This window comes from Baaleninema sp. (assembly GCF_049974805.1).
Classification (GTDB): domain Bacteria; phylum Cyanobacteriota; class Cyanobacteriia; order Cyanobacteriales; family Geitlerinemataceae; genus Baaleninema.
Genome location: NZ_JBNGCO010000109.1, coordinates 1 through 15549, shown reverse-complemented (window position 1 = coordinate 15549; position 15549 = coordinate 1). Strand labels below are relative to the sequence as shown.

11 protein-coding genes are annotated in these 15549 nt (G+C 50.1%); 8 read left to right on the top strand and 3 right to left on the bottom strand.

What is annotated here, in order from left to right; genetic code table 11:
* Positions 1–239: 239 nt before the first annotated feature.
* The 3 genes from ACP5D4_RS17680 to ACP5D4_RS17670 form a co-directional block, all read right to left on the bottom strand.
* Positions 240–2660 carry a sucrose synthase gene (locus ACP5D4_RS17680; protein ID WP_428012937.1) on the bottom strand — a complete coding sequence of 807 codons (2421 nt, stop codon included), beginning with the start codon at positions 2658–2660 and terminating at the stop codon, positions 240–242.
* A 396-nt stretch (positions 2661–3056) separates the two neighbouring features.
* Positions 3057–4379 (bottom strand): ABC transporter substrate-binding protein, encoded by a 1323-nt coding sequence (locus ACP5D4_RS17675; protein WP_428012936.1) that lies wholly within the window; start codon positions 4377–4379, stop codon positions 3057–3059.
* A 143-nt stretch (positions 4380–4522) separates the two neighbouring features.
* Positions 4523–5374, bottom strand: a complete 852-nt coding sequence (locus ACP5D4_RS17670) for a helix-turn-helix transcriptional regulator (RefSeq protein WP_428012935.1) — start codon at positions 5372–5374, stop codon at positions 4523–4525.
* A gap of 121 nt (positions 5375–5495) precedes the next feature.
* Between ACP5D4_RS17670 and ACP5D4_RS17665 the strand changes: the two genes are divergently transcribed.
* The 8 genes from ACP5D4_RS17665 to cas2 all read left to right on the top strand — a co-directional run bounded on the left by ACP5D4_RS17665 (position 5496) and on the right by cas2 (position 15285).
* Positions 5496–8204 (top strand): CRISPR-associated protein Csc3, encoded by a 2709-nt coding sequence (locus ACP5D4_RS17665; RefSeq protein ID WP_428012934.1) that lies wholly within the window; start codon positions 5496–5498, stop codon positions 8202–8204.
* 58 nt (positions 8205–8262) lie between these two features.
* The gene (gene cas7d / locus ACP5D4_RS17660) at positions 8263–9267 is read left to right on the top strand and encodes a type I-D CRISPR-associated protein Cas7/Csc2 (RefSeq protein ID WP_428012933.1); all 1005 of its coding nucleotides are present in this window, start codon (positions 8263–8265) and stop codon (positions 9265–9267) included.
* Positions 9268–9279: 12 nt separating this feature from the next.
* Complete coding sequence (gene cas5d / locus ACP5D4_RS17655; protein ID WP_428012932.1) at positions 9280–10062, top strand: type I-D CRISPR-associated protein Cas5/Csc1; 783 nt, start codon at positions 9280–9282, stop codon at positions 10060–10062.
* A complete protein-coding gene (gene cas3, locus ACP5D4_RS17650) occupies positions 10055–12355 on the top strand; it encodes a type I-D CRISPR-associated helicase Cas3' (RefSeq protein ID WP_428012931.1) in 2301 nt (766 codons plus the stop codon). The genes cas5d and cas3 overlap by 8 nt, the downstream gene beginning before the upstream one ends.
* Positions 12356–12358: 3 nt before the next feature.
* Positions 12359–13216 (top strand): CRISPR-associated endoribonuclease Cas6, encoded by an 858-nt coding sequence (gene cas6 / locus ACP5D4_RS17645; protein ID WP_428012930.1) that lies wholly within the window; start codon positions 12359–12361, stop codon positions 13214–13216.
* Positions 13217–13241: 25 nt separating this feature from the next.
* Positions 13242–13838 (top strand): CRISPR-associated protein Cas4, encoded by a 597-nt coding sequence (gene cas4 / locus ACP5D4_RS17640; protein ID WP_428012929.1) that lies wholly within the window; start codon positions 13242–13244, stop codon positions 13836–13838.
* A gap of 104 nt (positions 13839–13942) precedes the next feature.
* A complete protein-coding gene (gene cas1d / locus ACP5D4_RS17635; RefSeq protein WP_428012928.1) occupies positions 13943–14947 on the top strand; it encodes a type I-D CRISPR-associated endonuclease Cas1d in 1005 nt (334 codons plus the stop codon).
* Between the two features lie 62 nt (positions 14948–15009).
* A complete protein-coding gene (cas2, locus tag ACP5D4_RS17630) occupies positions 15010–15285 on the top strand; it encodes a CRISPR-associated endonuclease Cas2 (RefSeq protein WP_428012927.1) in 276 nt (91 codons plus the stop codon).
* Positions 15286–15549 lie beyond the last annotated feature (264 nt).

Here is a 15549-nt window from a genome sequence, read left to right as displayed (position 1 = left end):
TCCTGCTGTGGGCTAGAAATGAGAATCCCCGTGTCTTCAGACCGGGGAGTGTCAACAACGGTCAGTGGGGCGACGCCATAGCCGCTCGAGACAATCGTAGCGAAGGACCGGGAACGATGATGTCTGTGGTACGTTTGGTGTGCGGTTCGCCCAATCGCTGGCGTTGAGACTGCCCAATATCCCCAAAATACCCCCAGTATCTTGGCGATACTGGGGGTGTGAACGGGGTTTTGAGAGGCTTAACGCTGCATATGCTCTTCTAACATCGCTTGCGCCCGAGGTTTATAGACGAGGTAGAACAAGGCTTCGATATACCGCATCATGTCTTCGCGATTTTCCTTGGAGGAGTAGTTCCAGAATCCAAAGGTTTTCGCCATCGACAACAGCCGCGTCGTGTGAATCTTCCAGGTATAGCTACTGTAGACGCGATCGATCCCTTTGCGAGAAATCTCCAACCAGTAATCGGGGTTGTGGTCGCATTTGGTGACGAAATCGATGAGTTTTTGGGCGGTTTCTTCTAGGTTCGTCGGGTTGATGTAAAAGCCGTTGACTCGGTCTTGAATGATTTCCAGCGGTCCGCCGAACTGGGTGCCGAAGGTGGGAATTCCCGAAATCATGGCTTCGAGAATCGTCAAGCCGAACGCCTCGAACAACGCCGGTTGTACGAAGACGCCGCGACGGTCGGCGATGACGCGGTACACGGCTCCGGAATCGGTTTTGGGGAGGCGCACCCCCAACCAGCGGAATTTCCCATGTAGCTCGTATCGATCGATAATCTCGTAGAGCTTCCGCATTTCGCTAATTTCTTCCGGGTCGTTGGATTCGTCTTCCCGCAGTTTCCCGGCCACCAAAATCAAGTTGCAGTGTTTTTGCAGTTCCTTGCTGCGTCCGAAACACTCCGCCAGTCCGGTCAAATTCTTGATGCGATCGAGCCGAGCCATCGAAAACAGCGGTCGCTTGCTGGGATCGTCTAATTTCCCGTACACCTGGGACGAATCTTCCAGGGTAAACAACAACTCTTCTAAGCGTTCGGCGTCGTCGGGAACCCGTTGTTCTTGGCGGGTATAGGGGAAATAGACGTTTTCGTTGACCCCCGGCGGGACTACGTTAAATTTGGGACTGAACAGTTCGATTCCTGTAACCACGTGGTACAAGTCCGGCATGGTAAAGCAGTGGTACGACTCGTACTGTCCCACGCTGTCGGGGCGTCCCACGATTTCTTGATAGGTGCTGCTGATGATGCAGTTGGCTGCGTTCATCGCAATTAAATCGGTGATGAATTGCAGCGAGAAATGATACTGATTTTCCAAATCCTGCCAGTACAAGTTACTGAACAGATATTTGGATTTTTCGAGGGCGTGAGCCACGTTGAACTGAGTCACGTTCAAGCGACGGGAGAGTAAAAAGGCTACGAGGTTTCCGTCGGAGTAGTTCCCGACGATGAGATCGGGTTTTCCTTTGAATTCCACCAACAGTTCTTTTTCGGCGTCGATGGCGTAGGTTTCTAGGTACGGCCAGATTTCAAAGCGAGAAATCCAGTTGTCCGTTACGTTGGGGTTGAACTTGCGGAAGGGTACTCGCAAAATCCAGGCGTCGTCGGTTCCCCAGATTTTTTCGAGCCGTTCGTTGCAGCGGGTTCCGTCGGCGTTGGGAATCAATCGGCTCAAGACAATGACTTTCGGATGAACCCCGAGTACGTCTAATCCGGCTTGTTGGAGTTCCGCTTGCAGTTGTTTTTCGAGGCTGCGAGCTTGGTCGAGGACGTACACCACTTGACCCCCGGTGTCGGGACGACCTAAGACCCCTTCTTGACCGAACCAGCCGTGAACGGAGACCAAGACGATGCGGAAAATCATGGGAATCCGCGACAGGAAGGCTTCGAGAACGCTGTCGTCGGGGGAGTCGATGAGTTCGTCGAGGATTTCGAGGGTTTCGCGGACGCGGTTGGCGGTGTTTCCCCACCCCGGCTCGAATCCCATGTCTTGGAGGTCGAAGCGGAAGTTTTCGTAAGCGTCGTCTTCGGGCCGTTGGCTGACGAAACCGATGGCTTGTTTGACGCGATCGCTCAGTTGTTCCCAGTCTTTGATGCGGGGGTTAATGAGCAGTTTCAAGCCGTTGTAGGAATGGAGGCTGAGAAATTGAAACAGGGTTTCTTTCCACTGTCGCGGGGCTTGGAACAGTTTGCTCGAGAGGTAGCGATTGAGAAACTGGACGCCTTTTCCGACGTTTTTCGGGTCGCGAATGGTGGGGGAATAGTCGTAGAACGGCTCGAAGTCGATCTCGAATACGTCTCCTTCTTGGGGTTTGTAACGATCGACGAAGCGATCGCGGGTATCGAGGAGATCTTGCACCGTCATTTCTTCGTAGGTGAAGTCTTCGTGAATCCGAAAGGCTTCTTGATAGGCGATTTTCGGACGCACGATCGCACAGACGCTTTCTTCTTCGATGATGATTTCTTGGGTATAGAAAATCAGCTTTCCGAGATTGGAAACGTGCTGGAAGGCTTCGGATTTTTCGTGGTCTTCGCAGTACTCGCTAAAAGCGCGTTCGATGTCGTTACGCAGTAGGTAACGCTGGTCTTTGGCTTTGAGTTCTTTGATGAATTGGCGGAGTTCGATTTTTTCGTCACTCTTGAGAACGGCGTCAATGTAATAAGACATGGATGATTGTCCTTATCGCAAATCAAATGAGTAGGATGGAGGGATTCCGACGATTGCGTTGAGTCAGGAGCGATCGTCACCGGGAGGAGTTTTTGGGGAAGCTGGCAACCCGTCCCACCCAGTTTCACCTGGGTTGTGGCGATGGCACGAACGGTGAAACGAGCAGTTTTCGGGAGCGATGCCGCTTGGTAAACTATTTCTCAAGGTTTGAGATTTTTTAGCCAGATCGACTCGCTAAACGATTAATTTTTTTGCAGCCACGATGACACAGTAGACAAACGCACCTATGTTTAACCTTACCGAATTTTTTCGGGGTCGATCGATGTTTGAATGTTAATAATTTGTGAATTCTTACGATCGATTGTTAAAGAAAGGCAAAGTTGATTCTCTGAATCGTTACGGTTCGCGGGGGGTTGTCTCGGACTCTTCCGGCGGCCAGAGGTATTCGATACGCTCCTGTGCTGTTTTTAGGGCTGTGGCGGGATCGCGTCCGAGAAGGGTTTGCTCGATCGCCCGCCCTAAACTGTTGGAGAGGCGAGTATAGTTGGGTACGATGGGGCGCGATCGCGCTGAGGCCATTTGGTCGAGAAACACCTCGAGCAGGGGATGTTCGGCGACGTACTGGCGATATTCGTCGCTGTTTCGGGCCTCTAGGGTGGCGGGAAGATAGCCGGTTCCCAAAGCCCACTGAATTTGAAAGCGATCGCTGAGGACGAATTCGAGAAACGCCAACGCCGCCTCTTCTTCTTTGGGGGTGGTTCGGTTGACGAAGAGGTGTTCGCCGCCAACGACAGCGGCCCGTTGAGTGTTGGCAGGAATCGACATGGCTGCGTAATCGAGGCCAGTTCGTTCTAACTGTCTGAGCGTCCAGGGTCCGGTTAACTGCATGGCGACGCGACCGCTGAGAAAGTCGTCGAGTTCGTACCCCCGCTCGGGTTGCGACAGAACCACCGAGCCGTCGTTGACTAAATTCGCCCAAAACTGCAACGCTGCGATCGCTTCGGGGTTGACGAAATCCGGGCGATCGTCTTGGATAATGTCACCCCCGGTTCCGTACAGAAAGGGCAACCATATAAACACCGTCCACTCCCCTTTTCCCAAGGGAAGCAACAAGCCGTATCGATCGATCGTTCCGTCGCCGTCGAGGTCTTGGGTGAGTTGTTTGGCCGCCTGTCGCAAGTCGTCCCAGGTTTCGGGGAGTTCGGTAATTCCCGCCGCTTCTAGTAAGCTGGGACGATAAAACAGTCCTGCGTTGTTGGTGGCCATGGGAATCGACCAAATACGACCGTCTAAGGTCATTCCGTCGAGGAGTGCGGGGTCGAGTTGGTCTTTGGCGGGGGAGGTCTCGAACCAGTCGTCTAGGGGACGCAACGCCCCCAACTCGACGAGCTGTCCGGTAATGGAGGGGACGAACCAGAGGAGATTTGGCGGAACGCCACCGACGACGGCGGTGAGGATTTTGGGAAGCTGTTGGTCTGGTTGTCCGACGTAGAGGGGTTTTACTTCTATGTCGGGATGTTCGGCGTTGAAGATTTCGACGAGTTCGTTGAAGACATCCCGGTTGGGTGGGGGGTTGATGCCATGCCACAGGGTCAGTTCGACGACGCCACTGGGGGCAGTCGTTCCGAGCTGACAGGCGGTTAAGACCAGGCTACAGAGAACGGCGAACAGTCTGAGGAAGGTTCTGGCGAACCTTCTTGGTTTTGCGATCGATGGCATCTCCAATTTCCCCTTCAATATGCCTTTTTGAGCTTAACAAAGACCCTCCTATGGCAAAACTCTTGTGAGATGGGGCTGTTGACCGTGGTGGTTCTGGGTTAACTGTGCCCAAACGCAATTGTCGAGACCTCGACTGAACAAATTCAAGAAGAATAGCGATCGAGCATTTTTCGATATTCTTGCATCATCAGTTGACGCAGGCTATCGGGAGCGATAACTTCGCAATCTTCGCCATAGCGTCGAATGTCTCTGGCTAACCAGAAGGGATTGGCGACGCGACGCACCACCTGGCGCACGCCATTCACCTCTCGATCTTCGATATCGATATCTTTTTTGGGTTCGTAGGCTTTGACTAATCCTCCATAGAAGTGTAATTGTACTTCGATCGTATCCAAGCCTTCCTCTCGCCAGGATGCGTCTGTGGGGACGATCAACTGAACCTGATCGAGCCGCAGACAGCGATTGTGACGGAGTTCTGGAAACTGGCTGTTTTGCACGTCTTCCGTTTCGTCGCACCAAACATGCAGGTAGTAGCGTTTTTCGTGAAAGTCGAACTGCGCGTAACGGACAGTGTACGTATATTCTTCTCCTTGGCTGTTGCGATAGAGAACCCGGAACGGTTGGCGGTTTTTCCGATGTTCTTCCACCACAACGCGCCAGGGTTGCCCGGTTTGACCGATGGTTCGCATGAGTTCCTGACGGAAATAGGGGTCTAGGTCGCCGCGATCGAGCATGAGTTGCAACAGGGTTTGCGCTTTATCCACAAATCCCGTGTCGATGAGGAGATCTGTGGCCTGTTGCAATACCGCTAATTGCCGAGGTGTAAGTACAAAATTTTGGCCGAGTTCGTACTCTTCTTCGGCGATCGCGACGATTAAGCCGGAGATACTGGGGGATTTGCCCCACATGATGCCCAGACGACGGGCGATCGCCTCCAGTCGCGCCTTCGTCCCTGGGGGGATTGACAGTGTGATTGTCTCTTTTTTACGTGCCATTACCAAAAGTGTAATTGTACTATTGACATTCTGGGTCATGAATGCAATTATAGTTTTAGTGTAATTACAAATAAAGCGCCTAACTGCAAATCGCAGTGTTTTTCACTGGGGAGAATCACCAATGGCTCGCCTGGCCGACCTGCTTCCAGGTCAACCTAAATCCCTCGACGAACGATATTTCAGCGAAATTCGTCCCGAACTTTACAAAAACCACGGCAAACACGCCCAACACGGCACTCGCCGAGGTCGCAGTCTTGCCGAACATCTCGACTCCGCCTGTCAGTTCGTCCTCACCGTCAGCAAAATTGCCGGAGTTCCCGAGGACAAGCGATCGCAAATTCTCGCGGCAACTGCTGTTCACGATTTGAACAAATTTGATGAAAAGGGACGCAACGTCAAAACCTTGGCACGTGATCGCACCTTTCTCCGAGAACAACTCGATCGCGCCTGTGTCGCCGACTTGGTAAAAAACGACGCAGATCTCGAACGGGTTCGTCGCCTTATCGAACGTCACTCCGACCACAACGTTAGCGATGGAATGCGATTTTTACCCGAAAATCCCGAAATCGATCGCTGGTCGGCGATGGTGGTGGCAGCGGACTTATTCGACTTAGGAATTGACGACAACTTACGAATTCGCAAAGTTGAAAATAAACTCACCATTGCCCTTCAACGTCCCTGTCGTTTGTTTCGCGTCAGTTTAGCCGAAGATCGCGGTTACTTTACCTCGCTGTTGTTGTCCGCTTGCGAAAAAGTCTTGTGCGATCGCGGTTTAACGACGTTGGCGATCGAACCCAACGGTCAAATTTTTCTCGGCGAAACCTTTCCCGAAGAAGACATCGCCCCTGACATCGCTCGTCACTGGCAAAAACAGATCGATCGCACCTTCGGTTCCAACGTCAAACAGCTAGTCAAACCCAGCAAAGACGGCATTAAAATCGACGCACAAGCCGTCCAACAAAACCCCGACGCGGCTCTCGATGCCGTTGACGAACTTCTCGTCAAAAAATTCAGTAGTTACAAAGCCGAAAAAGTGCGGGAAACCATCGAAAAATACAGCACCGACGCCGGAGAAGAAGCCGTAACCGCCGCCGCACAACTCGGATTGCAACCCGTTTCCAATGCCGAAGAATTTGCCATCTCCGAAGGCTTAAAATCCGTCTATCTCAGCTACCGAGAAGCAGAAATCAACCCTAAAGAAGCTTGGAATCGCATCGCCGAACAAGTTGGCATTTCCCCCGAACAGCGAACCGCTCTCGAACCCTTTAACGCCCAATACGGACGGGGTTTGTTCGCAGCCAAAGCCGTTTCAGGAGGATTGCCCACCATCTACAAAGCGTTAAAAGAGTCCTTCCAACTTCGTACAACTGACGAAGTAGAAGCCTCACAAGAACTCATCGACGCCGTTCGACAACTGCTCAATTTTCCCACAACCAAACCCTTGCCAGGAATTCAAGAGTTAACCGCCTATATCGAAGCCAATCCTCGCAAGCGATGTTCGCTAGGAACCACATCCACTCAGATTGAAGAACTGATTTCGAGCAAAATGCCGCCCGAAACCAAAGTTCAGGCATTTTCCAATCGTCTTCCGGGCGGGATGAGTGCAGAACCCAAACGGCGAGGCGATACCCTTTCAGCCTTAGCTTATCAGTTAATGGCAGTGGGTGCAAATTTCCCTAAAAGCGTCAAACAAGAACCCGTTTACTTACATTTCGCTCTGCCTTCGGGTTCTAATATCGAACTGCGGCGAATTTGGCGAGAATTCTTGAGACATACCGCTCAAATCAACGAAGACGGAACGGTAACAGTTGACGAACTGGAACTGTATCGCAAAAACGAGACGATCTTTAAAGCTAATAAAGTGGTCGGCTTTGCCTTTCCCAAACGTCCGGATTTCGTCAATTCCACCGTTACAATTCCCGTTCTTTGGGGAGATGTCAACAATTCAGTGGCTCTACTCAAGTCTTTACGACTGGCATTAGAACTCAGTTTATCGTTCGAGATGGGATTTCCCTTTATTCTCAGTTCCAACTTAGAAATCAAACCCACTTGGAACGATTTCGGACAAGTCGAAGGAATTCCCTCTTCCTTACAGCCATTGCTGGGAAGCGGTCAATATCTTCGAGACGGTCATCTTGCCGAAAAAGAGCGTCAAAAAACACTCACAGCCGAGGATGTTTTAGAGCGGTTGCGTTGCGTGGGAAAACTAGCGATTTCTGTTGCTAGTCTTCAGAAAAAAGATGACTGTCTTTATGATTTAGCCCGTGCTACTACTCGCCCCCTCAATCTGTATTACGTTCTACTGCGTTGGGTTTTGCGAGAGCAGGACGACCCGAATTTAGAAGCCGTTTGGCGACGCATTCGAGAGCCATTACATCAATTACTGGAGAATCTTATGTCAGACGAACATACCCGGATTTCGGATTATCTCAAACAAGCGGCAAAAATTGCCGAAACCGGAAAACTTCGCGGCAGTTCGTTTCGTCGAACTGCCCAGTCCGAACCGTTTTCCGAGTTTATTAAAGCAGTGCGATCGAAAAAATCACACATGGACTGGGATACCGTCTTTGCTGCACTGGTTCAGCAATATCACACCCGGCTCGATCGCATTCGAGAGCATGGGGTAGGCGCGACAAAATACGAACAGGTTAAACAGTTTTACGAGGTTTTAAAAAAGCTGTTTGAAGAAGTGTATAACTCTCGTCCCGAACGTCTGCTGACCGACAGCAAAACCCTCGAAGCCGCCTATCTCTTTTTCTTGCAGGAAGCTCGTCAAGAGCTTAAAGCAAAAAACGAGGAATCTTCCGAGGTTCAACCTGAAGCGAAATAGTCTTTAAATTTCGCGAATTCATTTAACTGACAACCGACAGATACAGGAGAAATTGAAAATGTCGATCGAACAACTGCAATCCTTCCTCGCCCCCAACTACGAAAACTTTCCCAAAGGTCGAACTATTGGTGTTGTCGTACTTCGGACGACCCAATCAGAAACCATTTTCCGAACCGAAGGAACGGGCGAACCCATGTGTCGCGAGTCAGTTCGAGCGGGGCAAAAAAATGCTGAATCAATTCTGCGTTTAGTCATGACCAAACGCAAACAAGTCGCCCCCGAACGGCGGCGTGGACGAGAATTTTTACGAAATCACGAGTTGCTCTATACCGCCCCAAAAAGCGATTCACCTTGCTCCCTCAACACCAACGCACCCTGTGAAATGTGCGTCGATTGTTTCCTTTACGGATTTGCAGCGGGTGGAGAAGGAGCGCAAAAAAGTCGCGTTTGGACAGAAGATGCCTTTAGCGTATTGCCCTCAACTGAACTCATTGGCGATCGCACTATCAACGCCGTATTTGAAACCGGAACCATGCGGGATGAAAAAGGCAACGCCTCCACCGCTCTCAACACCAGCGAATACATCAAACCCGGCGTTCACTTTCTCGATATTCTCACCTTAAAAGACGTCACCGCCGACGAATTGCGCTACGCCTTGGGCAACCTACTTCTCACCACTCGTTACGGCGCCGTTTCCAGCCGCGTCGGACGCATGGAAAACCAAATTCTCGGCGTATTTGGCGGCATTTCCGAACTGCCCAGTTCCCTCGAACTCGTGCAAGGCGTTTACGATCGCCTTCTCCAAAATAACACCGCCCTCGAACATCCCTTAAACACAAACGCTCTCCTCGAAGCAACCCAATCTGTCATCAACAATTGGACGAACAAACGGGGGATTTCCATGCAACTGTCATCCGAAGAACTCGAGGCACTCATCGAGGATATCGATCGACATTGGTCGCTCGACGAACAAGAAACCTTTCTCAAACGATTGGACGAATCCTATCAACCCTATCGCCAAATCAAACAACAATCGACCAAGAAAGGGCGCAAAAACAAATAAGAGGAACACCTCATGCCACAATCAGAACTCAACCTAAGCGATTCCCCCACCTTTACCACCGCCCGCCTCGTCGAATTGTGGTGTGCCGAACCGGTGTTTTTCGCCTCCCGAGAACTCTCCGACACCTACTATACCGAAGGAGCGATCGGAAACTACGCCCTCGCCTACGCCCTCGGTTGGGCGAGGGCGCCCTATCGCCTGACCGGGAAAGACACCGGACGACCTCGGTATCGAGAAGACCTCACGCCGCTTTCGGGACAACATTACATTCTCCCCGCCTGGCCAGTTGAAAACAGTCCCTCCTATCGTTTTGAGCGGTTTAACGCCCTCTCCGATGCCTACTGGTACGCCATGACGAACAATCGCGTCGCCACCGCCAGGGAAGATTTACCGCTCAAACGAACCGGGAAAAAACCCAACACTTACCGTCCGAGTAACTTTCCCCAAACTGGACGATTGCGAATTATCGATCGCGGAAATCGCTTTCAAACCCTCGTTTTTGGTGAAGGCGAACTTCCTGAATATATCCGCGTGGGCAAATTTACGAGTAAAGTGCGCGTTGACGTGGGGGAAGCGTTACCCGTTCGACAATTACCCGCCGATACCTATCGTTGCAACACCTATCTCAACTCAGCAGATTTGCCACCCGACCTCGAACCGTTCGCGTTCGATTTAATTGCCATTCCGCCAGCATCACTGTTGAAAAACCTTCAATTTCACGGTGAAGCATGGCAAATTGGAAACTTCCTAATTCCTGCAAATCTAGAATTTTTAGGAGGAAACTCCCGTGAATAATCTCCACATTACCCTCGAACCCGCCCAAATTGCCGCTTGTACTGAAACCGATTTACCCGACGCTCTCAAAAAAGCCTTTGGAGGCAAAGCTTTACAGCATCAAGTGGATGTTTATAACGCAGCCAAAGACCACGATTTAATTCTCGACCTCTCTGCAACTGGAACGGGAAAAACGAAAGCCGGATTCAGTGTGATTTTGGAAAATCCGACGCGAAATGTGGTTTACGTTGCTCCCACGAATGCCCTCGTCGAACAACAATCGATCGCCGCCGAAAAATTTGTCAAAGCAGCAGGTTTACCCCACGTTGTTAAAGCCGCTTCAGCCAAAGAAATTAAATCTTGGCCGAACGATCGCGTCGGACGGCGTGCGGGTGAAAAAATCTACAACGTTCTGCAAGATCCTTCAACGCTATTTCCCGAATGTGGCGGCGGTCGTCCTGTTTTACTGGTAACGAACCCCGATATTTTTTACTACGCTGCTTTTTTTCAATACAATCGACTCGATCGATCTAACATTGCCAGCGTTTTTTACAAAAGTTTCGCCACCGTTATTTTCGATGAATTTCATCTGTACGATGCCAAACAATTGGTGAGTTTGTTATTTTATTTAGCCGTTTCTCACGTTTTTGGCTATTTCCAAAATAACCGTAAAGTCGTCTTGCTCACAGCCACTCCAGAACCCGCTTGTGAAGAAGCCTTAAAAACCCTAGAAACAGACGGCGTTCGGGTCGATCGAATTGATGGAAGCGGGAAAACCGGACATCTCATTCCCTCACAAACCGCAGTCAATCTCGAAGTTCGATCGTATCCCGAAAAAGAGGAGATTATTCAAGAAATCGTCGGAGAAGTTTGCGATCGCATTCAAAATCGACCCGACGACAACGGCGCAGTGATTTTGGACTCCAAAGATACCCTCAATGCAATTTCAACAGAATTGCGCGATCGAGGATACGAAAATTATTGCGGACGCATTACCGGAGATACCCCCAAACAAGACCGTCCCAAAGCGGCTCAAAAACAAGTCATTCTCGCCACCAGTACCGTTGATGTCGGATTCAACTTCGAGCGTGAAATCGAACGCGATCGACAAAATCTCGACTGGTTAATTTTCTCCTCGCGCGATCAATTCTCATTTTGGCAGCGAATCGGACGAGTAGGACGGGTTTTAGGAAAAATTAAAACCAACATTTCTTCAGAGGCTATCGTCTATTTACCCCAAGAAGCATGGGAACAAGGACTGCAAAATATCGAAGGTTCTAGCGGACGAGAAGCACTCCGAAAAACCCTGGAAAGCTTGGACTGTATGCAGCGACCCTTTCTCAATATTTACTGGCGTTCCGAAGCCTTTTTAGAAATCGCTCGTCCGTTACTAGAACTCGAAACCAGTCTCGTCAATACCCCAGGAGAACACCTCATTTCTCAACTTTATCAAACCTTGCAAAGTGTACTCGGCGGAAACCGACCTTGGAAATCATATCGGCAACGGATGAAGATTTTACAAGGAGCAGAAAACATTGCCAAAACCAAAATTGAGAAAATCCCAAAAGATTGGAAGTATATCAAAGGCGGTCAAAATTGCGTCAAGAGTTTTCTCAAGGCTTATTGTTCTGAAGACTGGGAAGATGTGAAATCTGGACGAGTTGCGATCGAACAACTAGAACAAGAGATTTTAAGCCAGCGATATTACACCGAAAAACTCAAACACTATGCCAGGATTTTACAAATCAGCTACGCTCCCTTATTTCGCTTTCGAGACAGCTTATTTGAAAACGTCAAAATTGAAGATCCACATGGATTTCTTCTCGACAATTGTGGCGAAACGAATCTCGATCCTCTGCATCTATTGCGATTTTACGAGTTTGTTTCCGACGTCGATCGCATTCTCGTCACCGAACGCGCCAAACAGCCTTATAACCTGAGTTTTTCTCTGAATCTTACCAATCTCAATATCGATCTCGATGAATTTGCCAACACTCAACTGTCGAAACTCTATGCCTTTGAAAACTGTCAAATCCAGCGAGGTATTGGTGAAAACATGAGATCGACTGCAATCATTGCCGAACTCACCCCACCCCTCTTACCCGGTGTCATCATTAAAGAACATCTAAATAATCGCTGGGCAATTTTTAAACTCAAAAAACAAGGATTAGACTGTTATCCCATCACAGTCTGCGACAATTTTGGGCGAGAAGAAAAATATACTTTCTTTCCGAGTCTTTCAGGAATTTTAGCGATCGCAACCGCAGGATTTGCCTTAAAATGTCCCGACAACGAAGAATTTTGGTGCGTTTAAACCATGCCTCACAGTCTCGTTTTCAACTTCCTTCCCGAAAACTCCATCTATCCCGAATACGCCACCGGAAGACATCTTCACGCCCTATTTCTCACCGCCGTCAACGCCGTAGACTCGCAACTGGCGACTCACCTCCACGAAACCAAAACCGAAAAAGCCTTCACCCTTTCACCGTTGCAAGTAGTGCGCCATCCTCGCCGCCACCAACGCGCCTCTGTTCCCCCGATTTTGCAATTTCAACATCGCTATCCCATCCAACCCGAAACCCCTTGTTGGTGGCGCGTTTCCCTCCTCGACGATAGCCTTTTCGGAAAACTCAGCCATCTGTGGTTGAACTTAAACGCCGGAAAACCCTGGCATTTAGGCGCAGCCGATTTACATATCACCAGCATTTTAGGAACGCCACAATCAACGCAACCTTGGGCGAACGCCGCCTCTTATGCAGAACTGTACGAAAATGCTTCTGACAGCAACCGTCGAATATCATTTCAGTTTTCGACACCCGTAGCCTTTCGACAGCAAAAATATGATACCGCTCTTCCCTCTCCGGAATCTGTCTTTAAAAGCTTGTTGAATTCTTGGAAGAAATATAGCCACATCGAACTGCCCGAATTTTCGACAGAATTCGTTTTTCCATGCTTCTTTAAGCTTAACACAGAAATCGCCGAATTTGACTTTCGTAAAAAAGGGAAATCTGGAAAATTTATTGGAGCCGTCGGAAGTATCGACTACCGCATTTTAGGCGATGTCTCTCCCGCCACAATTCAAACCTTGAATACCTTAGCAGACTACGCCTTATATTCAGGCATCGGACGCAAAACCACAATGGGGATGGGCATGGCACGAAAAATCGATCGATAATCCCTAAAAAATAGGAGAACGAACCATGACGGAAACCTTAACAGAAGTGTCGATCGCCTCGCTGAACCATTTCACTTACTGTCCTCATCGGTGTTGGCGAATGTTTTGCGCGGGAGAGTTTGTTGAAAACGCTTACACCGTTGAAGGAAGTACGCTACACGATCGAGTCCATACTCTTGGCGAAGGTTTTCGCGATGGAACGTGGCAAGTTCGATCGATCTGGCTCAAATCGCAAAAATACGGCTTAGTCGGAAAAGCCGATCTCGTCGAATCCAAAGCCGGAGAAATCTACCCCATCGAATACAAACGAGGGCGGAAAAATCCCTGGGAAAACGACGCCTTACAAGTCTGCGGCCAGGCGTTATGTTTAGAAGAATTAACCGGCCGTTCGATTCCCACAGGTTACATTTATTCCTTGCAATCTCACCAACGACAGGACATCGTCCTCGATGACAAATTGCGTCGAGAAACCATCGCCACCATCGAGTCCGTTCGTCGGATGTTGCAAACCGGAAAAATGCCCCCAGCCCTATACGACAAACGCTGTCGCGGGTGCAGTTTGTACGGGGGCTGTTTGCCTCAAGCCGCGTCGAAAGTCGAGCGATATCAAGAGATAGCGTGAAGAGAAGGTCGCCAGAGGAGGAAAGTTCGCAATCTCTCCTCCTCTCCTTATCTCCCTGGTCTCTCCCTGAAGTCCTCACATTATATATATAAGGAGAACCCAAAATGGGAACAGTTTATATTACCCAAGAAGATGCGTTTTTGGGGAAAGTAGACGAGCGGTTGAGCGTGAAATATCAGCGCGATCGCCTATTGGACGTACCGTTAATTAAAATTAACGGTGTCGTAGTATTAGGGCGGGCGACCGTCTCGCCTGCAGTAGTCGAAGAATTGCTCGATCGTAACATCCCCCTGAGTTTCCTCACCCGTTACGGACGCTATCGCGGACGATTAGAACCGGAAGTGACGCGGAACATCTTCGTCCGCCGGGCCCAGTGGAACGCAGCAGAAGAAACCCCCAAAGCCATTGACGCCGTGCGGGGGTTCGTGCGCGGGAAGTTGAAGAATTACCGCAGTTTACTGCAACGCAAACAACGGGAAAATTCAGAACTGACGCTAACAGAATCGATCGACCAGTTAAACCGATCGATCGCCGCCTTAACCCGAACCCAAGAGATCGATCGATTGCGAGGCTACGAAGGCGCCGGAAGCGCCACCTATTTCGGCTGTTTCGGTCAACTCGTCCGCGCCCAAGGATTCAGCTTCACCCATCGCAACCGTCGTCCGCCCCTAGACCCCATCAATTCCTTACTGAGTCTGGGTTACGCCCTCTTGCGTCACGACATCCAAAGCGCCCTGAACATCGTTGGATTCGACCCCTATCTCGGCTATCTTCATACCGAACGCTACGGTCGTCCGTCCCTGGCGCTGGACGTCATGGAAGAGTTTCGCCCCTTAGTCGTGGATGCGGTGGTGTTGGCGGTGACGAACAAACGCCTGTTAACCCCTGGGGATTTCGAGACCGAACCGTTGAGTGGGGCGGTGTCGCTAACTTCGGACGGCTTGAAAGTCTTCTTGCGGGCCTATGAAGAGAAGAAACAATCGAAGTTCAAACATCCAGTGATGGGACGTAAGTGTACTTATCAAGAGGCGTTTGAGATACAAGGGCGGTTGTTAGCGAAGTTTTTGATGGGAGAAACTGAGAAATATCCACCGTTGGTATTGCGTTAATGCAATAAGGGCGGGGATTTCCTCGCCCTAGATAGAACTGTTCTTGTCGGGAGTCTCGAGCCATGATGCACGTGGTGGTTTGTTACGACGTATCCGAAGACAAGCGCCGGACTAAGATTCATAAAGTCTTGAAGTCTTATGGGGAGTGGATGCAGTACAGTGTGTTCGAGTGCGATTTGACGGATACGCAGTACGCCCGTTTGCGGCGACGGTTGCAGAAGTTGATTCGACCAGAGACGGACAACGTCCTGTTTTATTTTTTGCGAGGGAAGAATCAAGGTACCGTCGAACGCATTGGCTGTCCCCCACCGATGGATACGACGGTGTTTTTCTGTTGAGTTTTGTTACGGTTTGCGCGGTGGGGTAGGTGTTTGAAAGCGTTGGCGGGAAAAATGGGCGGTAAAGCTGACAGGGACTGGGTTTGAGAGGATGAAGTGCTTGGGGCGATCCGCGCAGTTTCTGAAACGCTTGTTGTACGGGGAGTTCGGGGTTTTGGGGAGTCCTGGGGGGTTGTGCTTGGGGGGCGATCGATGCTATTCTTAAGGACATCCGCGCAATTGAACCTTGAAAACTGCATAGTGTCTGGGTTCTAAGTCAGGGCC

Excerpts from the sequence above, each read along its gene's own strand:
- cas6 (WP_428012930.1), top strand. The coding sequence starts at position 12,359 with ATGCCTCACAGTCTCGTTTTCAACTTCCTTCCCGAAAACTCCATCTAT.
- ACP5D4_RS17665 (WP_428012934.1), top strand. The coding sequence starts at position 5,496 with ATGGCTCGCCTGGCCGACCTGCTTCCAGGTCAACCTAAATCCCTCGAC.
- cas1d (WP_428012928.1), top strand. The coding sequence starts at position 13,943 with ATGGGAACAGTTTATATTACCCAAGAAGATGCGTTTTTGGGGAAAGTA.
- cas5d (WP_428012932.1), top strand. The coding sequence starts at position 9,280 with ATGCCACAATCAGAACTCAACCTAAGCGATTCCCCCACCTTTACCACC.
- ACP5D4_RS17670 (WP_428012935.1), bottom strand. The coding sequence starts at position 5,374 with ATGGCACGTAAAAAAGAGACAATCACACTGTCAATCCCCCCAGGGACG.
- ACP5D4_RS17680 (WP_428012937.1), bottom strand. The coding sequence starts at position 2,660 with ATGTCTTATTACATTGACGCCGTTCTCAAGAGTGACGAAAAAATCGAA.
- cas2 (WP_428012927.1), top strand. The coding sequence starts at position 15,010 with ATGATGCACGTGGTGGTTTGTTACGACGTATCCGAAGACAAGCGCCGG.
- cas4 (WP_428012929.1), top strand. The coding sequence starts at position 13,242 with ATGACGGAAACCTTAACAGAAGTGTCGATCGCCTCGCTGAACCATTTC.
- cas7d (WP_428012933.1), top strand. The coding sequence starts at position 8,263 with ATGTCGATCGAACAACTGCAATCCTTCCTCGCCCCCAACTACGAAAAC.
- ACP5D4_RS17675 (WP_428012936.1), bottom strand. The coding sequence starts at position 4,379 with ATGCCATCGATCGCAAAACCAAGAAGGTTCGCCAGAACCTTCCTCAGA.